The 18229-nt window shown below is 68.9% G+C and carries 15 protein-coding genes and 1 tRNA gene; 13 read left to right on the top strand and 3 right to left on the bottom strand.

The window, feature by feature from the left end; all coding sequences use genetic code 11:
* Positions 1-377: 377 nt before the first annotated feature.
* Positions 378-1208, bottom strand: coding sequence for an aldo/keto reductase (locus tag WDW90_RS00080; protein ID WP_336485206.1), 831 nt, complete (start codon positions 1206-1208; stop codon positions 378-380).
* Positions 1209-1532: 324 nt separating this feature from the next.
* On the opposite strand from WDW90_RS00080, the gene WDW90_RS00075 reads away from it, so the two are divergent.
* Positions 1533-2279 (top strand): sigma-70 family RNA polymerase sigma factor, encoded by a 747-nt coding sequence (locus WDW90_RS00075; protein WP_336485205.1) that lies wholly within the window; start codon positions 1533-1535, stop codon positions 2277-2279.
* A gap of 18 nt (positions 2280-2297) precedes the next feature.
* Here WDW90_RS00075 and WDW90_RS00070 read toward each other — a convergent pair whose 3' ends face one another.
* Positions 2298-3572, bottom strand: a complete 1275-nt coding sequence (locus WDW90_RS00070; RefSeq protein WP_336485204.1) for a sensor histidine kinase — start codon at positions 3570-3572, stop codon at positions 2298-2300.
* A 267-nt stretch (positions 3573-3839) separates the two neighbouring features.
* Between WDW90_RS00070 and WDW90_RS00065 the strand changes: the two genes are divergently transcribed.
* The 12 genes from WDW90_RS00065 to WDW90_RS00010 all read left to right on the top strand — a co-directional run bounded on the left by WDW90_RS00065 (position 3840) and on the right by WDW90_RS00010 (position 17968).
* Positions 3840-4496: a 2Fe-2S iron-sulfur cluster-binding protein gene (locus tag WDW90_RS00065; protein ID WP_336485203.1), complete on the top strand. Its 657-nt coding sequence runs from the start codon at positions 3840-3842 to the stop codon at positions 4494-4496.
* Between the two features lie 12 nt (positions 4497-4508).
* On the top strand, positions 4509-5480 hold the full coding sequence (locus WDW90_RS00060; RefSeq protein ID WP_336485202.1) for an FAD binding domain-containing protein: 972 nt from the start codon (positions 4509-4511) through the stop codon (positions 5478-5480).
* A gap of 17 nt (positions 5481-5497) precedes the next feature.
* Positions 5498-7720 (top strand): molybdopterin cofactor-binding domain-containing protein, encoded by a 2223-nt coding sequence (locus WDW90_RS00055; RefSeq protein WP_336485201.1) that lies wholly within the window; start codon positions 5498-5500, stop codon positions 7718-7720.
* A gap of 422 nt (positions 7721-8142) precedes the next feature.
* A complete protein-coding gene (locus tag WDW90_RS00050) occupies positions 8143-9693 on the top strand; it encodes a class I adenylate-forming enzyme family protein (protein WP_336485200.1) in 1551 nt (516 codons plus the stop codon).
* 32 nt (positions 9694-9725) lie between these two features.
* Positions 9726-10559 carry a glycosyltransferase family 2 protein gene (locus tag WDW90_RS00045; protein WP_336485199.1) on the top strand — a complete coding sequence of 278 codons (834 nt, stop codon included), beginning with the start codon at positions 9726-9728 and terminating at the stop codon, positions 10557-10559.
* Positions 10560-10571: 12 nt separating this feature from the next.
* Positions 10572-10663: transfer RNA gene (locus WDW90_RS00040), tRNA-Ser, on the top strand.
* Between the two features lie 183 nt (positions 10664-10846).
* Complete coding sequence (locus tag WDW90_RS00035) at positions 10847-12070, top strand: tyrosine-type recombinase/integrase (protein WP_336485198.1); 1224 nt, start codon at positions 10847-10849, stop codon at positions 12068-12070.
* Between the two features lie 31 nt (positions 12071-12101).
* A complete protein-coding gene (locus WDW90_RS00030) occupies positions 12102-12932 on the top strand; it encodes a hypothetical protein (protein WP_336485196.1) in 831 nt (276 codons plus the stop codon).
* Between the two features lie 56 nt (positions 12933-12988).
* Positions 12989-13225, top strand: coding sequence for a helix-turn-helix transcriptional regulator (locus WDW90_RS00025; RefSeq protein WP_336485194.1), 237 nt, complete (start codon positions 12989-12991; stop codon positions 13223-13225).
* Positions 13222-14103 (top strand): toprim domain-containing protein, encoded by an 882-nt coding sequence (locus WDW90_RS00020; protein WP_336485193.1) that lies wholly within the window; start codon positions 13222-13224, stop codon positions 14101-14103. Before WDW90_RS00025 ends, WDW90_RS00020 begins: the two co-directional genes overlap by 4 nt.
* Positions 14104-14108: 5 nt before the next feature.
* The gene (locus tag WDW90_RS00015; RefSeq protein ID WP_336485192.1) at positions 14109-16421 is read left to right on the top strand and encodes a DUF927 domain-containing protein; all 2313 of its coding nucleotides are present in this window, start codon (positions 14109-14111) and stop codon (positions 16419-16421) included.
* Positions 16422-16819: 398 nt separating this feature from the next.
* Positions 16820-17968: a hypothetical protein gene (locus tag WDW90_RS00010; protein ID WP_336485190.1), complete on the top strand. Its 1149-nt coding sequence runs from the start codon at positions 16820-16822 to the stop codon at positions 17966-17968.
* On the opposite strand, the gene WDW90_RS00005 is transcribed toward WDW90_RS00010, so the two are convergent.
* On the bottom strand, positions 17965-18229 hold a 265-nt coding region (locus tag WDW90_RS00005; RefSeq protein WP_336485188.1), incomplete at its 5' end, for a transposase. The genes WDW90_RS00010 and WDW90_RS00005 overlap by 4 nt on opposite strands.

The raw sequence follows: 18229 nt of genomic DNA, 5'->3' as shown, positions 1-18229 counted from the left end.
GCTGAACGCCTGCCATCATCAGGCCTCCAATGCGCTCGGGCGAAACATCCGAGGAGAGGCCGTCCCGTTGGTAATGGTCGTGTCCGTTTTGTGCAGGCCGCGCTCCGAAGCGGATAGGCAGCTTTCCACTCTTTACCAGTCGTACGGCTCTGCTTCACCAAGCGCCTAGGAGCGGACTTCCGCAGGGCCTGCTATGGGTCGATTGTGTTGAAAAACGCCGTTCGACCTTCTTCTGGGAGCATGAAGCTACAACATTTGGGGCTGCGACCAGCGGCAGCCACTAGCCATAGAGGCCCCAGTCCCCGCCGCGGGGTTTTTCAACACAATCGGTCGAAAGCCGCCCCTGGCGACGGGTGCCGAGCGCCAGATTCCGACCGCTAGGCGAACCTGTCCGGGTCCGGGCCGATGCGGCCGTCCGGGCGGTCGAGGCCGGCGATCCGCCGCATCTCGTCCGGGCCGAGCTCGAAGTCGAACACGGCGAGGTTCTCGGCGATGCGGGACGGGGTCGCGGTCTTGGGGATCGCCACGAGGCCGTTCTGGACGTGCCAGCGCAGGCTCACCTGGGCGGGGCTGCGGCCGTGCGCCCGCCCGATCTCGACGAGGACCGGGTCGGCGAGTTCTCTGCCCTGGCCGAGCGGGCTCCAGGATTCCGTGACGATGCCGTGGCGGGCATGGGCCTGGCGGAGCGCCGCCTGCTGGAAATGCGGGTGCAGCTCGATCTGGTTCACCGCAGGCACGATTCCCGTCTCGCTGACGAGCCGCTGCAGGTGGGCCGGGGTGAAGTTCGAGACGCCGATCGAGCCCGCGCGCCCGTCCTCGCGGAACCGGATCAGCTCCTTCCAAGTCTCGACGAACAGGCCCTTCTCCGGGCAGGGCCAGTGGATCAGGTAGAGGTCGACCCGGTCGAGGCCGAGCTTGCGCAGGCTCTCGTCGAAGGCGCGGCGGGTGGCGTCGAGACCCTGGTCGTCGTTCCAGAGCTTCGTGGTGACGAACATTTCGTCGCGCGCCACCCCGGCCTCGCGGATCGCCCGGCCGACGCCGGCCTCGTTGCCGTAGATCGCGGCGGTGTCGATCGAGCGGTAGCCGGCCCGGATCGCGCGGCCGACGATGTCGGGGGTGCGCGCCTCCTCGAGCTGATAGACGCCGAAGCCGAGCTGCGGCATCGAGCGGCCGTCGTTGAGGCGCGTGTTCGGGATGCGGACGGACATGGGTTCGGTCTCCGGTCGGAATGTGCCGGCGGCGCGGCGCGCAGGCGGGCGGGCGCGCGGGTGCCGGCAGGCACGGGAAGGCCCTCCGGGGCGAGGATGCCCTTCCCGGTTGGGGTGCCTCTGTCGGGGGTTGTCTCTCACCTGGGCCGGCCGCGCCCGCCGTCCAGTGCGCCCGCGCACGTCGGGCGGCGCGCCGCCTGGCCGCCCGATATCGTCTCGGGCGTAACCTATGTGGAGGCAGCCCCGGCGCGGCTTTGCGAGAACAGGAACCCTCAGCGGCACCCCTGCGCAGCCGCGCATCCCGCCTCAGCCGATCGGGGAACGATGTCTCAGCCAGAGAGTCACCGCGTCCGTCCGTCCGTCCCCGCATCGATACCGTCCCTGCCCGCGGACATCCGGGTGCATCTCGGCCTCAGCCTGAAGGCGGCCTACGCGAGCTTGCGCGAGGCCGCGCCGCCGGAGCGCTTCGCCGAGCTGATCGCCCGGCTCGCGGGCGCGCTCGCCGAGAGGGACGAGTGCGACGAGCGCGCCTTCCGCGACGGGCTGCTGCAGGCGGTGCCGAGCCTGCAGAGCTTCGCGGTCTCGCTCACCCGCAATCCCACCGCCGCGGACGACCTCGTGCAGGACACGCTGCTGCGGGCCTGGCGCAGCCGCGCGCGGTTCGAGCCCGGCACCAATCTCGGCGCCTGGCTCTTCACCATCATGCGCAACGCCCTCTACAGCGAGCACCGCCGCTTCAGCCGGGAGGTCGCTGACAGCGAGGGCGACCACGCCCGGCGCCTCGCGACCGTGCCGGCGCAGGGCGGCCACCTCGACCTGCAGGACGTCCAGGCGGCGCTGGCACGGCTGCCCGCCCCGATGCGCGAGGCGCTGATCCTCGTGACCATCGAGGACATGACCTACGAGGAGGCCGCCGCGGTGATGAATTGCTGCATCGGCACGGTGAAGAGCCGGGTCTGGCGCGCCCGCGACCAGCTCGCGCTGCTCCTCGGATACACCGCCTCCGAGATCGGGGCGGACCAATTCACCCTGTCGGCGATCGGTGCCGACCGCTCCGTGCTCGAGGCCTGACGCCCGGCCGCGGCGCGGTCAGGCCGGATCGCCGGCACCGTTGCCAGGGGGCCGGGCAGGCCGCTCGACGGGCGGCGGCCCGCAGGCGGCGATGCGCGGCGTCAGCGGCACCTCGATCCGGCAGGTCAGCCCCTCGGGCGCGAAGTCGAGCAGGCAGCGGCCCTTCAAGTCGTAGGCGAGCGTGCGCTCGAGAAGGTTCAGCCCGAAACCCTTGCTGGTCGGGGGGCGCGCCCGCCGGCCGCCCCGCTCGCACCAGGTGAAGGCGAGGCGGCCCGCCTCGGCCGTGCCCTCGACTCGCCACGTCACCGCGACGCGGCCCCGCTCCCCCGCGAGCGCGCCGTGCTCGACCGCGTTGGTGGCGAGCTCGTGGATCGCGAGGCCGATCGTCTCGGCCGCGCTCGGCGTCAGCCGCACGGGCGGGCCGCCGATGCGGGCGCGGCTGCCCTCGCGGATCTGGTAGGCGAGGAGCTCGTCGGCCACGAGTCCCTCGAGGTCGACCCCGCTGCCGGGGTCGCGGGTGACCGCGCCCTGGACCCGCGCGAAGGCGTTGAGGCGGCCGTCGAGATGCATGGCGTAATCCTCGACGCTGCGGCTCGTCTCCGCGGTGCGCCGGGCGATCGAGCGGATCACCGCGAGGCTGTTGCGGACGCGGTGATGCAGCTCGGACAGGATCGCCTCGAGACGGGCCTCGTTCCCGCGCGCCGCGTCCGGGCAGGCGATGAGGAGGAGCCCCGCCGCCGCGCCGTCGGCGCCGCGGACCGGGACCAGGACGTGCTCCGCCCCGTCACCCGCGCGCATCCGGCCCGGCGGAACGCCGCCGTCGAGGGCCTCCCGCAGGATCTCACCGGCCGAGAGCCACAGCTCCGGCAGGCCCTCGGCCGCCGGCGCGCCGAAGGCGGCCGGGTGCCGGGCGCCGACCGCCTCGGCGAAGGCGTCGTTGTAGAGGACGAGCCCGTCGCGGTCCCATAGCAGGGCCGCCGGCAGGGGCGCGCCGAGCACCATGTCGACCGCGACCCGGACGGGATCGGGCCAGTCCCGGCTGGGTCCGAGCGCGGAGCGGGACCAGTCGCGGTCGCGCAGCAGCGCGCCGGCCGCGCCGCCGCCGGCGGGCCAGGCCGGCGCGGCGGCCGCCTTGGCGGGTTTGGCTCGTCCCGTCGTCACGCGCCTCCATCGGCCTCCCGGTGTCGAGGGCCGCGTGCCTGCCCCACGGGCGGGCTCGACCCTCGGCGTGCCCACCCGTCGGTCGGCGCCGCGCACGAAGGGCTCGGGCGTCCGGACGAGCGGATCGTCCATCGTCCCCTCCCCGACTCCGACGACGCAGGCATAGCCCGTCCGGGCAGGGATCGGCTTGATCTATGTTAGGCGCGCGCCGCCGATCTCGCCGTCTGCCGGGACGCCTCCATTCCCGCCGCGCGGGCGGCGCAGGCCGAGGGGCGCGGGGCGGCGCCGGATCGAAGCCGGACGCGACGCGTTGAGCCACCTGCACTTCCCGCCGTGCGGACCCGAGGTGGCCGGGGCCGCAGGCGACGGGCGGATGCCCGGCGGCACAGGACAACAGGCATGACCGACACGACACAGCAACCGACGCGGCGCGCCGTCATGGAGGGCTGCGCCGCCGCGGCCGCGGCCTGCGCGGGCGGCTGGGGCTTCGGCTCCGCCGCCTTCGCGTCCCCGCCTCCGGCGCTGCCGGGCGATCCGCCGCCCCGGACCATGCCGGTGCGCCTCACGGTGAACGGGCAGGCGCGCGACCTCGTCCTCGACACCCGCACCACGCTCCTCGACGCGCTGCGCGAGCACCTCGACCTGACCGGTACCAAGAAGGGCTGCGACCACGGCCAGTGCGGCGCCTGCACGGTGCTGATCGAGGGACGGCGCAGCAATGCCTGCCTGACGCTCGCGGCCATGCACGAGGGCGACGCCGTCACGACGATCGAGGGCCTGGCCGAGGGCGACGCGCTCCACCCGCTCCAGGCCGCCTTCCTGCACCATGACGGCTTCCAGTGCGGCTACTGCACGCCGGGCCAGATCTGCTCGGCGGCCGGCATGCTCGGCGAGGTCAGGGCCGGCTGGCCGAGCCACGTCACCGAGGACCTCACCGCCGCGCCCGCCCTCACCGATGCCGAGATCCGCGAGCGCATGAGCGGCAACCTCTGCCGCTGCTCGGCCTACCCGAACATCGTGGCGGCGATCCGCGACGCCGCCGGCACCGATCTCTGAGGGGCTGATCCGATGAAAGCCTTCACCTACGAGCGCCCGGCGACCATCGCGCAGGCCGCGAGCCTCGCCTCCGAGCGGCCGAACGCCCGCTTCATCGCGGGCGGCACGAACCTGCTCGACCTGATGAAGCTGCAGGTCGAGACGCCCGCGACCCTGATCGACGTCAACCGCCTGCCGCTGGCGGGGATCGAGGACACGCCCGAGGGCGGCCTGCGCGTCGGCGCACTGGTGCGCAACGCGGATCTCGCGGCCCATCCCCGGGTGCGGCGGGACTACGCGGTGCTGGCCAAGGCGCTGCTGGCCGGCGCCTCGGGCCAGCTGCGCAACAAGGCGACCACCGCCGGCAACCTGCTGCAGCGCACCCGCTGCTTCTACTTCTACGACACGACGAAGCCCTGCAACAAGCGCGAGCCGGGCTCGGGCTGCGCGGCGATCGGGGGCTTCAACCGCATCCACGCGGTGCTCGGCGCGAGCGAGAGCTGCATCGCCACGAACCCGTCCGACATGAACGTCGCGCTGCGCGCGCTGGACGCCACCGTCGAGACGGTGGCCGCCGACGGCGCGACGCGCGCCATCCCGATCGCGGAGTTCCACCGGCTGCCCGGCGACACGCCCGAGGTCGAGACGAGCCTCCGGCCGGGCGAGCTGATCACGGCGGTCACCCTGCCGAGGCCCGTGCCCGGCACGCACATCTACCGGAAGGTGCGCGACCGGGCCTCCTACGCCTTCGCGCTGGTCTCGGTGGCCGCGGTGATCGGCCGGGACGGCGACCGGGTCGGCTCCGCCCGCCTCGCCTTCGGCGGGCTCGCCCACAAGCCGTGGCGGGTCGAGACGGCCGAGCAGGCCCTCGTCTCGACGGGCCGGGCCGAGGCCGCCGCCGAGGCGGTCCTCGCCGGCGCCAGGGGCCGGGGCGCCAACGACTTCAAGATTCCCCTCACGCGCCGGACGCTGCGGGCCGTCGTCGCCGACGCGACCCGGGCCTGAGAGACAGGACAGCCGCCATGGACATGAGCCAGCCGATCGGCCGCACGCCGCTCGACGACAAGCCGGACGGCCTCCTCGGGCGCGGCATCGACCGCATCGAGGGCCGCCTGAAGGTGACGGGGCGCGCGCCCTACGCCTACGAGACCCGCGAGCTGGCGAACCCGGCCTACGGCTTTCTCGTCGAGGCGGGAATCGCCAAGGGCCGGATCCGGTCGATCGACGTCGCCGCCGCTAGCGCCGCGCCGGGCGTCATCCACGTGATGACGCACGAGAACGTGCCGCCGCAGGGCGAGAAGAAGGAGCAGGTCGGCCCCGTCCTCAAGGGCACCGAGATCGTGCATTTCGGCCAGCCCGTCGCCTTCGTGGTCGCCGAGACCTTCGAGCAGGCGCGCGCGGCGGCGGCCCTTGTCCGCGTGGCCTATGACCGTGAGGCGGGCCGCTACGACCTGCGCGCCGCGCGCCCCGATTCCGTCGTGCCGAAGCAGGCGGCGAGCCCGCCCGATTCGAGCCTCGGCGATTTCGAGGGCGCCTTCGCAGCCGCGCCCGTACAGCTCGACGTCGAGTACACGACCCCCGTCCAGACCCACGCCATGATGGAGCCCCACGCCACCATCGCGGGCTGGGAGGACGACCGCGTCACGCTCTACACGTCGAACCAGATGCTGAACCGCGGCCAGATCTCGCTCGCCTCGGTGCTCGGCCTGCCGACCGAGAACGTGCGGCTCGTGAGCCGCTACATCGGCGGCGGCTTCGGCGCGAAGCTGCAGCCCCAGGCCGACGCAGTCTTCGCGGCGCTCGCCGCGCGGAGCATCGGCCGTCCCGTGAAGGTGGCGCTGACGCGCCAGCAGGAGTTCCACGGCTCGACCCGGCGCTCGGACACGATCCAGCGGGTCCGGCTCGGGGCCGGCGCCGACGGGCGCCTCACCGCGATCGGGCACGAATCCTGGTCCGACACGACGCCGGGCGACCAGTTCTACGAGACGGCCGCCAACGTCACCCGCTCGCTCTACGCGGCGCCGAACCGCATCACCCGGCACCGGCTGGCGAGCCTCAACCTGCCGCTCTCCTCGGCCATGCGGGCGCCGGGCGAGGCGGTCGGGATGCTGGCCCTCGAGTGCGCCATGGACGAGCTTGCCGAGCGGCTCGGCCTCGACCCGATCGAGCTCAGGGTGCGCAACGAGCCCGAGCAGGACCCCGAGAAGCACGTGCCGTTCTCGACGCGCCAGCTCGTGCCCTGCATGCGCGAGGGCGCGCGCCTATTCGGCTGGGACAGGCGCGGCCGGCCGGGCGAGACCCGGGACGGGCGCTGGCGCGTCGGCCTCGGCATGTCGGCGGCTGCCCGCCTCAACCCGCTCCAGCCCTCCGCCGCCCGGGTGCGGCTCGAGCCCGACGGCACGCTCACCGTCGGCATGGCAATGACCGATATCGGCACCGGCACCTACACGATCCTGGCGCAGATCGCGGGCGAGATGATGGGGCTGCCGGTCGAGGCGATCCGGATCGAGCTCGGCGACACGCGCCTCCCGAAGGCCGCCGGCTCCGGCGGCTCCTGGGGCGCCGGCAGCGCCGGCTCCGCGCTCTACGTCGCCTGCGACGCGCTGCGCCTGAAGCTCCTCGCCGGGGCCGGGATGGCGCCGGACGGCGCGCTCTTCGCCGAGGGCCGCGTCACCTCCGGCAACCGCTCCGAGACGCTCCGGGACCTCGCGGGCGCGGGCGTCGAGGCCGAGGGCGAGATCAAGCCGGGCGCGCTGACCAAGGCCTTCTCGCAATATTCCTACGGGGCGCATTTCGCGGAGGTCGGCGTCGACGCCGATACGGGCGAGGTGCGGCTTCGCCGGATGCTCGGCGTCTTCACGGGCGGGCGCATCCTCAACGCCAAGACCGCTCGCTCCCAGGCGATCGGGGGCATGACCTTCGGGGTCGGCGCCGCGCTGACCGAGGAGGTCGTGATCGACGGCCGCTACGGCTCCTTCGTCAACCGCGACCTCGCCGAGTACCACGTGCCCGTCCACGCGGACATTCCGGCGATCGACGCGATCTTCCTGCCCGAACTCGACGACAAGGCGAACCCGCTGAAGAGCAAGGGGCTCGGCGAGCTCGGCATCTGCGGCGCCGGTGCGGCCGTGGCGAACGCGATCCACAACGCCACGGGCGTGCGGCTCCGCGACTACCCGATGACGCTCGACAAGGTGCTGAAGGGCTTCGAGGAGCAGGAGACCCGGGCGCAGCGGCGCAGCTGAGGCCGCCCCGTGGCGCTTCCCGCTCGGGCGCGGGTCCCCTCTCCCGTGCGGGAGAGGGTCGGGTTGAGGGGTCAGGTCTTTCGGGAGAAGTCGCACCCCTCACCCGGTCCGCTGACGCGGACTCGACCTCTCCCGCACGGGAGAGGTGGGGCGGCGCGCTGTCTCCGCCGGTATTCACGAGGACGTCGGTGCAGGGCTCGGGGCGCGCTTCCCGCTCGGGCGCGGGTCCCCTCTCCCGTGCGGGAGAGGGACAGGGTGAGGGGTGCGACCTCTCCGGAGACGGCAAACCCCTCACCCGGTCGGCTTTCGCGGACTCGACCTCTCCCGCACGGGAGGGGCGGGGCGGCGCGGGCTCGCCGGTTGACGCGACCGGCCTCGGCGGGGGAGACCGGCCTCGCACCGCGATTCTGCCAAGGCTTCCCGTGTCCGACGACCGCCAGCCCCCTGCCCGCTTCAACGGCGCCCGCTACTGCCTCGCCGAGAACGCGCGCCTGCGCGCCGGCAAGACCGCCCTCGTCATGGTGGGCGGCGCGGGCGAGGCGGAGCGGCTGACCTTCGGCGAGGCGGACCGGGCCGTGCGGGCGATCGCGGCGGGGCTGCTGGGGCTCGGTCTCCGGCCCGGCGACCGCGTGATGATCCGCATGGGCAACGAGACCGACTACGTGCTCGTCTATTTCGGCTGCCTCGCGGCCGGGCTCGTGGCCCTGCCCTCCTCGCCGCTTCTGACGCCGGCCGAGGCGGCCTTCCTGATGGAGAATTCGGGCGCGGCCGCAATCGTCGCCGGCGCGGGCTGCCCGGTCGAGCGCGGCGCCCTCGGCGACCGGATCCTGCTGGCGCCGGCCGACATCGCCGCGATGAAGGCCGGGCCGCCGCTGCCCGACTACGCCGACACCGCCGCCGACGATCCGGCGACCCTGATCTACACCTCCGGCACGACGAGCCGGCCGAAGGGCGTGCTGCACGCCCACCGCGCCATCTTCGGACGCCGCCCGATGTACGCGCACTGGCTCGGGCTCACCGAGTCGGACGTGATGCTGCATGCCGGCACGATGAACTGGACCTACACGCTCGGCGTCGGCATCTCCGACCCCTGGGCGGTCGGTGCCGGCACGGTGCTCTACAACGGCCCGCGCGATCCGGCCGTGTGGCCGCGGCTGATCAGGGACTACCGGGCGACGCTGTTCGCCGCGGTGCCGAGCCTCTACCGGCAGATCCTCAAATATGCGGATCCGGGCGAGCTCGACCTGCCGAGCCTGCGCCACGGCTGCACGGCGGGCGAGGCGCTGCCCCTCGACCTGCTCGACGCCTGGACCCGGGCGACCGGCAAGCCGCTCTACGAGGCGCTCGGCATGAGCGAGATCTCGACCTACGTGTCGAGCGGCCCGACCGTGCCGGTGCGGCCGGGCTCGCCGGGCAAGCCGCAGCCCGGGCGCCCCGTGGCGATCCTGCCCGTCGAGGGCGCGCCGGAGCCCCTGCCCGCGGGCGAGACGGGATTGCTCGCCGTGCACCGCTCCGAGCCCGGCCTGATGCTCGGCTACTGGAACCGCCCCGACGAGGAGGCCGCCGTGATGCGGGGCGCGTGGTTCGCCGGCGGCGACCTCGCGAGCCTCGACGCCGACGGCTACCTCTGGTTCCACGGCCGCAACGACGACCTGATGAACGCGATGGGCTACCGCGTCTCGCCGAACGAGGTCGAGGGCGTGCTCGCCGAGCATCCGGACGTGGCGGAGGTGGGCGTCGCCGAGCTTGCCGTGCGGGCCGACGTGCGGGTGATCTGCGCCTTCGTGGTGCTGGCGCCCGGGGCCGGGGCCGACGCGCCGGCTCTCCTCGAATGGTGCCGCGGGCGGCTCGCCTCCTACAAGTGCCCGCGCGAGATCCGCTTCCTGCCGGCGCTGCCCCGCACGCCGAACGGCAAGGTCCAGCGCAAGCGCCTGGCGGAGGCATCGCTTGTACCGGGGCCCGGCGGCCGCTAGAGCGGCCCGGCCCCCGCGATCCCGGCCGCCCGATGCCCTCCCTGCCCCTCTCCGTCTTCATCATCGCCAAGAACGAGGCCGACCGGATCGGGGCCACGATCCGGGCGGTGCGCGACCTGACGGACGACCTCGTGGTCGTGGATTCGGGCTCGACCGACGGCACGCAGGCGCTGGCCGAATCGCTCGGCGCCCGGGTGATCCACAACGACTGGCCGGGCTACGGGCCGCAGAAGCGCTTCGCCGAGGAGCAGTGCCGGCACGCCTGGCTCCTCAACGTCGACGCCGACGAGGTGGTGCCGCCGGACCTGGCGGGGCGGATCCGGGCCCTGTTCGCGGCCGGCGAGCCGGAGAAGCCCGCCTGGCACGTCGGCATCGCCGAGATCTTCCCCGGCGAGCGCCGCCCGCACCCCTGGGCCTACACGCTGACGCCGGTGCGGCTCTATCGCCGGGACCGCGGGCGTTACTCCCCCTCCCCGGTCCACGACCGCGTCGAGCTGCAGCCGGGCGTCGAGGCCGGGCGGCTCCGGGGCGTGATCCACCACTTCTCGGTGCGCTCGCTCGGCGACCAGCTCGACAAGCTCAACCGCTATTCCGACCAGCAGGCCGACGACCTCGCGGCCCGCGGCGTCGCCATCCCCAGCTGGCGCGTCTTCGTCGAGCTGCCGGGCAATTTCCTCAAGGCGTATGTCGGCCGCCGCCACTTCGTGCGCGGCGTCTACGGCTTCCTCACGGCGATGAACTACGCCATCTCCCGCCACTTGCGCGTCGCCAAGCATTACGAGCGCCGCAAGGCCCTCCAGCCGGCCCGCGAAATCCCCCCGCCGGCCGAGGCGAAGCGGGTTGACCCGCCCAACGCGAAATTCTAGAGCCAGTGCCGTGGAGACGTGGCCGAGCGGCTGAAGGCACTCGTTTGCTAAATGAGCATACCCCGAAAGGGGTATCGAGGGTTCGAATCCCTCCGTCTCCGCCATATCGCAATCCGACACCGTCCAATGTCGTCCAGATTGCGGAATGATTTCAGCTAGATAGCTCGATTTTTTGTCCGATCCAGTCCGACTGGATGCGTTGACATCCAGCGACCCTGGGGGTAGCGGCGGGGGTACTAATGGCCTGATCGGGGGTACAATGGCCAGATCGCACTGGCAGCTACCCCATGGCCCGAGATCGACTCACCGACACGAAGGTTCGTCAGGCCAAGCCCGGACCTAAGCCGTACAAGCTGTCGGACGGCGCTGGGCTCTTCCTGCTCGTCAACCCGAACGGTGCCCGCTACTGGCGCCTGAAGTACCGGGTGGCGGGAAAGGAGAAGCTGTTCGCCGTCGGGGTTTACCCGGAAATCAGCCTCGCCGAGGCGCGCGACAAAGTGGCTCAGGCTCGGCGGCTGATTCGCGATGGTGGGGATCCGGTCGCCGACCGCAAGCGCCAGCGCAGCGAAGCTGCTGCAGCGGCTGACACCTTCCAGGTCATTGCCGAGGAGTGGCTCGCAGCCCGAGCGGGTGAGTGGTCGCCGAGCTATCGTGAGGCGGTTCATTCCGCCCTAGCGGCGAACCTGTACCCCCAGATCGGGGGGTGCTCAATTCGCAGCATCACCGTGCCGGTCTTGCGCGAGAGCCTGCTGCTGATGGAGCGGCGGGGTGCCCTGTCGGCTCTGCGTAAGGTGAGGATGTGGGCCTCTCAAGTTTTCCGTTACGCCGTGGCCACGGGCCGAGCGGACAGCGATCCGGCTGCTCCGCTGCGAGGTACGTTCAAGGCTCACAAGCCTCGGAACTTTGCCGCCGTGACGAGGGCGCAGGAGTTCGGGGAGCTGATCGCCCGCATCAAGACTTACGACGGTAGCCCCGTGACCCGGTCGGCGCTGATGCTGATGGCGTACACGTTCGTGCGGACCGGCGAGCTGCGCGAGGCCCAATGGTCCGAGTTCGACATAGATGGAGCTGTCTGGCGGATCCCGGCCGAGCGAATGAAGATGGGCGACGAGCACATCGTTCCGCTCTCTCGTCAGGCTCTGGCCCTGCTGTCGGACTTGCGCGCGCTGACCGGCCGCTCGCCTCTCGTGTTCCCGAACGAGCGCAAGCTCACCAAGCCCATGTCGGAAAACACAGTGCTCTACGCCCTGTACCGGCTAGGGTATCACGGCCGAGCTACGGGCCACGGCTTCCGCTCCTCGGCATCGACCCTGCTTAATGAGATGGGCTTCGACCCGGACGTGATTGAGCGGCAGCTCGCTCATCAGGAACGCAACAAGGTTCGTGCTGCCTATCACCGGGCCGAGTACCTCGATGATCGGCGGCAGATGATGCAGCGGTGGGCCGACTACGTAGACGAGCTGGCGGATCGGTTTGCATCCGGCGTGCTGAACGAGGGCATAAAAGCTTAGCGCAGAAAGCGGCACTATCGGCAGCTCAGCCATGAACGATGATGTCTTGGGGAAGATAGAGCACCTCGTCAGGCTGAAATTTCCTGGCGCGGACGAGGCTCTTAGAGTGTCAGGAGCGGATGACGACTACGAGGCGGTCCTCCGAGAGCTGCGGCTAGAAGTCGAAGCTTACCGGTCGAAGCTGGAACGCATGCCGGAAGACGACTTAGACCTGCTCATTGAAGCAGAGGAGGTTCGCGTCCAGCAGCAGGCGCAAATCAATCGTGAAGAGAACGAGGAGGCGCAGCGCTTCTTCAACCGTCCTGGTGCGCGGGCGGATTTTGCCGTCTGGGCGTTATTTCCGAGTTGGACGCTGGATCAGGCGACGGCCTTAATCCTCTGGAGAGATCCGGCAGTGGTCAAGTGGGAGCGGGTTGAGGAGCACCTGCAAGTGTCTAGCTTTGCTCGGCGTTACGCCCACACGAGAGAGCGCCTGAAGGTTGGAGACATCGTGTTCCCGGCGCCCCCGACCGCCTTTGTAAACTGGGCGGAGCAGTCCGGGCTGACAATCCCAGCAGAGTTGGCTGCCTGCGTTCGTGCGAATCCCAGCCCGGTCACAGCGGACACGGGGCTAAAGCCCGACTCAGAGCCCACCGTCACGATGACTGCCGGAGGGTCGTCGGTGCAAGCCGCGATGGAGGCCATGCGTGCGCTCTGGCGCGACGAGAAGCCCAACGGGGTCAAAGGCCACGGTTACATCAAGGTCAACGCCTGGCTGAAGGAGCGCAACAGGGACACCGTCAGCGAATCCACCTGCAAGCGTGCCTGGAACAAGCTGTACGGACCGAGCCGTAGGGGTCGGCCAAGGTCTGACCTAAAATGACCTGAAGCTGGCCGATAAAGACTTTTTATCTTTGAGATCATCCTCAGTAGAACCTCTTGGCCGGGACAGAACGGCTTTTAACAAGAGGATCTAAAAAGAAATTGAGTACATCTAACAATATCCCCCGGCTTCTGAGACTCACAGAAGTCCTATCGCTGGTTCCAGTTTCTCGCAGTACTTGGTGGGCTGGGGTACGCAGTAAAAGGTTTCCTCAGCCGATCAAGCTCGGCCCCAAGATCACGGCTTGGAAGTCTGACGAGATCTTGGCTGTCATTCAGGAGGGCGCGAAATGAGCCCCCTCCCTGCTTCGATCGTGGCGGCTGAGGCCGCCACCCGTCTGAACTTGAAGGCCGGCCGTGATGGTGTGCTGCGTGGGAACTGCCCGTGCTGCGCCTACGGGAAGCCAACCGTCGCGCTGTCAGTCCAGACCGATGGCATCGCAATCTCCTGCGTCGCTTGCGGCAATGCTGCTGGCATCGCAGCCATCGCGGGCATCCCGTCGGAGCTGCTGACGCTACCTAAGGCAGACCCATCGAAGGTCGCTAGGGCTCTGCAGCTCTGGGACAAAAGCGTTCCGGCCTCCGGGACGCTGGCCGAGATGTACCTGCGGGGTCGCGGCATCACTGAGCCCGTGCCGTCGTCGATCCGCTTTCTTCCCGGTCAGCGAAACCCGAGCGACGGCCAGCTCTATCCGGCAATGATCTCGCTGGTTCAGCGTGTGCCGGGTGGCGACGACCCTCGCGCAGCTCCGCTGCACGCCTCCGGTGTGCATCTGACCTTCCTCCACGCTTCGGATGCGGACGGCAGAGTGCGGAAGGCTGCGACCGAGACCAACAAGATCAGTCTCGGGCAGCTGAGGCATGGTGGTGTATGGCTCGCCCCGGTTCAGGAGATCGGGGCAGAACTCGCCGTTGCTGAAGGCATCGAGACCGCGCTGTCGGTTCGACAGTTGACCGGGCTTCCGACTGTCGCTGCACTTAGCGCTTCGGGGGTGCGGTCGTTCCGCTGGCCCCCTCAAGTGCGGCGTCTGTGGATTGCTGCCGACGACGACGAAGTCGGCCTACGGGCCGCGGAACGGCTGCTATCCCGGGCACTCGCTGCGGGCCTTCATGTACAAATCAAAGTTCCGGCCGGCGGCAAGAACGATTTCAACGACCTCATTCAGGAGTAAAGAACGTGGACAGCAATAGCTCGATTTCCTTTTCATCAAATTATGATGGCCTTCCTGAGGCCGGTGCGCTATTTGCAGATATGCCTGCGACCACTCATGGTGAGGATGACCTTTCAGGCCTGCGTGGGACTGATCTGAGTCCGCGGCCGGAGTCGTTCAGCGCCGACGAGAGCCAAACATTCGAAGAGCTGAACCCAGATGAGAGCGTGGGGAACGAAGCAGACGATGCTTCCGGTCCGGCCGAAGAGGTTGTGACTGAGCACCATCAGGCTCCAATCGGTGACCCATTTACCGGCTTTGCCGACGACTTCCGGACCGACGAAACGAGGCGGAAGGAGGAGCTTTTCGCGTGGGCTGATCAAGTCAGCAGCCTAGGTGAAGCGGAGCTTGAGTTGGAGCTGCTCGATGGAGCCAAGCGCTTTGGGCTGGCGCGATCCGTTTTGGTAAAGATAATTAAAGGGCGAAAGAGTGAGAAGGCTCGTCAGCAGCGCCCGAGCGGCGGTCCGGAGAGCGGGTTCCACTATTACGGAACCGACTTCAGGACTTCTGAGAAGGGCGTGTTCGTCCGACGGACAGGCTCGGACGGGACCCCAGCGTGGGATGTAATCTGCACAACTCAGATCAAGATTGAGGCGCTCACGAGGGATGCTCGCGGCGAAAACTGGGGTGCGTATGTCATCGTCACGAACCGCGACGGCCGGTCAAAGCCGCTCGCGATCCCGCATGCCCTGATCGCGGCCGAAAAGTCGAGCGAGATCGTCTCCACGCTCGCATCACTGGGCGTCGGCACCGTCCCGGGCAAAGACGCCCGTCAGGCGATCGTGCAGTTCCTGACAACGGAGGTTGATGCCCGCATCACGTCCGTTCCACAGATCGGGTGGCATCAGAGTGATGGTGCCTGGGTCTTCGTTCTGCCCGACGGAACGCTGGTTCCTACCGGCTTTGACGGCGCGCGCCCTGTCTTGCAGACCGCCAGCCTGCAGACACAGCACGGTCTCAGTGCCTCGGGAACCATCGCCGAGTGGATCGACCAGATCGCCCGCCCGCTGGGTGGAAACTCGAACGTGCACCTGTGCGTCGGCACCGCCTTTGCCGGCCCACTGCTCTACTGGGCCAACGAGCCACCCGGGTTTTTTCACGTCTGGGGTGCGAGCAAGATCGCCAAGTCGCTGGCGGCTGCCATCGGCCAAACGGTCTGGGGCAGGCCCAAGATCCCTGGCGAGGCGGACGCGTTCGGCGCGAGTTGGACTGCAACCGCGGTTGGCCTTGAGCTGTATGCCTTGTTGCGCTCCGACATCGGAGGCTCGTTCGACGAGATCGGCGAGGGCAATGCCAAGGTCATCCGGGCTGCTGTGTACCTGCTGGCCAATGGCAGCACGAAGCTGCGTGGCACACAAGACATCAGCTTGCGGCCGATGGAGAGCTTTCGTGTCGTCGGCATCTCGACGGGCGAGCCGACCATGCAGGCCTTCCTCTCCGCTGGCGGAGAGACCGTGCCTGCAGGGTTGTCTGTGCGCCTCGTCGACGTTCCGGCCGAGGTTCAGCCCGGGAGCGCTTTTGAGACCTGCCCGGTGGACCAGATCGAGGAGTTGGGCAAGCAGTTTTACCCTGCCACTACACGCTTCCATGGTGCTGTAGGCCGGGCGTGGCTTCAGCACCTCGTGGACCTCGGGTCGGAGGAGATCCAGAGGCGGATTGCGCTGCATCGAGAGGACTGGCTGGCTATTCCTGAGGTTGCCGCAGTGCGGGCTACCGGCACAGGGCAAGTCCGGTCCGTGATCAACCGCTTCGCTCTGATCGCCGCGGCGCTGCGGATGGCTCATGAGGCTGGTCTGCTTCCGTGGACCTCTGAGGACACGGACCTCGGCATCGCCGCTTGCATGGCCCGCTGGGCGGCTGGACGGAAAGGTCGGCTGGACCTTTCCGGTGAGACGGTGAACGCCGTGGAGCAGATCCGCGCCATTCTCGCAGCCAATCTCCATGGGCGGTTCATCCACCTGCGGATCAACGATGACAAGGAGCTCGCTTATACAAGCTCTGCCGACGAGAATAAGCGGGACACTCTTGGATACGTGAAGAATGACCGCATTCTGATTGAGACGACTGCCTGGCGATCGGAGGTCTGCGCCGGGTTTAACCCTGACGCAACAGCTCGGCATCTCCGAGATGAAGGCCTACTGCATTCCGATGAGGGCAAGCTTCAGAAGCAAGAGCGTGTTCTCCGAGGTGGCCTATCCACCAAAGCGCGGTTCTATGTCGTAGACATGCGCATCCTCGAAGAGGCGGCTGGCACAGGGCCGGCTGAGTCGCCGCAGTAGTATCGTCAATATTGTACATCATTCCGGTCCCGCTCATCACGAGGGTGGGACCGGGGTACAGGTGGTACTACAGAGTGCGGCCGGGCTCACCAGGGCGGTACAGGCGGGGGACCGGCAGTACTTGGTAGTGCGCGATCCCATCCCAGTCCCACCCTGTACCCCGCAAGACAGCTCGCCGTCGAGGGTGGTGCCCTCTGCAGTACCGCCCGTACCACCTGTAACCCTTCGCAGATCTCATCATGAAATTCGCCAATGGGAATTGCGCATGATGATGCGCATCTGAGGAGTTTGAAACCGTGGGAGTAATGACGTGGAAGTCTATTCGAGAACAGCTGCGTGCGATCGGGATCGCTGCGTCCGGTAGCAATGCATCTGCACCCGGCCTCGAGATAGAGCCTGTGGCTGACGTGGTCTCGGGCGCGATGCTTGCTGACCAAATGCCTTCGTACGATCCACCGCTATCGCTCGTCGCCCGCGAACCGGTGAGCGGCGCCCAGGGGTCGGCTACCATTGAGATCCTCTCAGTAGCGAAAGCCGCAGGCGTGACGTTCTCCGAACGTTTGGCGGACGGCGAACTAATCGCGCACGGCTCGGAAGATCTCTGCCTCGATCTCAGGGCAGCGCTGGAGGCCCAGCGCGGCAGCATCCGCTCCGTCCTTCTGCCTGCCGGGAGCACGGCCTCAGTCGCATTGCTGGAGCGGCTCGGCGTCGAGTTGATCTTCATCGACGACGAGCAGCAGGCTGCCCGCGAGGTCGGACGCCTGTGCGCAGTCGCTGACACTCTCGGCCTCGATGTCGAAACGGCGCCTCGGCCCGAATTCCTGCCTGTGCTCCGGCCGATCGCGATCACGAAGGACGGCCGCTCCGCCAAAACGCAACCAGCCCTGGACACATCAGCAGCTCTCGACCCGTTCCGGGCGGAGGTCCGCCTGCTCCAGGTCGCTGGAGAGATTGAGGGCCGAACAGTAGCTCTCGTCATTGACCTGCGCCGGGTGCCGCTGGGCAGTGATGCTCTTGCCCCGATCTGGAAATGCACGCTCGTCGGCCACAACCTGAGCTTTGACGCCAAGATGCTGATGGCGAATGGCATCGCGCTCGATAGCGCCAACCTACTCGACACGATCCTCATGTCCGGCCTCATTCTCCGTGGCGTTGCAGACAGGCGTCGCGAGGGCACCCGCCGGGCATCACTCAAGGCTGCGGTCGATGAGGCGCTCGGTATCGAGCTGCCGAAGGAATCGCAGGTCTCGCCCTGGTGGCGCGATCGCCTGACCGATGAGCAGGTGGCCTACGCTGCCCTGGACGCCGTGTTCGCGCTGAAGCTGGCTGACGCCCTGCTACCCCGGATTGGTCCGCTCGCCCGAGGACGAGAGTCGCTGTCCCGGCTGTGCGAGGCCGTTGTTCCGGTCGTCCGCATGGAACTGGCGGGCATCACCCTGGATCGGGACGAGCTGGCGAGGCAGGCCGACAGCTGGGAGGAGGAGCTGATTGGCCTGAAGGCGGAGATCGCTGGGATCGGGATCGCGAACCCATCTACGGCCTGTTAGCTCTTGAGCCAGTCCAGAGCGGCTGCGAGCGAGAGAACGCCCATGAAGCTTGAAGCTGTCTTCTCGTAGCGGGTTGCGATGGCACGCCATTCTTTCAAACGCGCCCAGAGCCGCTCGACGAAGTTGCGGTTGTTGTAGATCCAGTCCGGGCAGGCGACGGGGGCTTCGTTGCGCTTTGACGGGATCGCGGGCCGTGCACCCCGGCTCCAGATGTGCTCACGAAAGGCGTGACTGGCATAACCTCGGTCGGCCACCACCCAC

It is taken from the genome of Methylobacterium nigriterrae (genome assembly GCF_037106235.1).
GTDB classification, from domain to species: domain Bacteria; phylum Pseudomonadota; class Alphaproteobacteria; order Rhizobiales; family Beijerinckiaceae; genus Methylobacterium; species Methylobacterium nigriterrae.
The sequence above is the reverse complement of the archived record's forward strand: the minus strand, read 5'-3'. Positions and strand labels throughout refer to the sequence as shown.

Coding starts and splice junctions, on each gene's coding strand:
- WDW90_RS00070 (WP_336485204.1), bottom strand. CDS start 3,572: ATGGACGATCCGCTCGTCCGGACGCCCGAGCCCTTCGTGCGCGGCGCC.
- WDW90_RS00065 (WP_336485203.1), top strand. CDS start 3,840: ATGACCGACACGACACAGCAACCGACGCGGCGCGCCGTCATGGAGGGC.
- WDW90_RS00060 (WP_336485202.1), top strand. CDS start 4,509: ATGAAAGCCTTCACCTACGAGCGCCCGGCGACCATCGCGCAGGCCGCG.
- WDW90_RS00075 (WP_336485205.1), top strand. CDS start 1,533: ATGTCTCAGCCAGAGAGTCACCGCGTCCGTCCGTCCGTCCCCGCATCG.
- WDW90_RS00045 (WP_336485199.1), top strand. CDS start 9,726: ATGCCCTCCCTGCCCCTCTCCGTCTTCATCATCGCCAAGAACGAGGCC.
- WDW90_RS00080 (WP_336485206.1), bottom strand. CDS start 1,208: ATGTCCGTCCGCATCCCGAACACGCGCCTCAACGACGGCCGCTCGATG.
- WDW90_RS00020 (WP_336485193.1), top strand. CDS start 13,222: ATGAGCCCCCTCCCTGCTTCGATCGTGGCGGCTGAGGCCGCCACCCGT.
- WDW90_RS00035 (WP_336485198.1), top strand. CDS start 10,847: ATGGCCCGAGATCGACTCACCGACACGAAGGTTCGTCAGGCCAAGCCC.
- WDW90_RS00055 (WP_336485201.1), top strand. CDS start 5,498: ATGGACATGAGCCAGCCGATCGGCCGCACGCCGCTCGACGACAAGCCG.
- WDW90_RS00030 (WP_336485196.1), top strand. CDS start 12,102: ATGAACGATGATGTCTTGGGGAAGATAGAGCACCTCGTCAGGCTGAAA.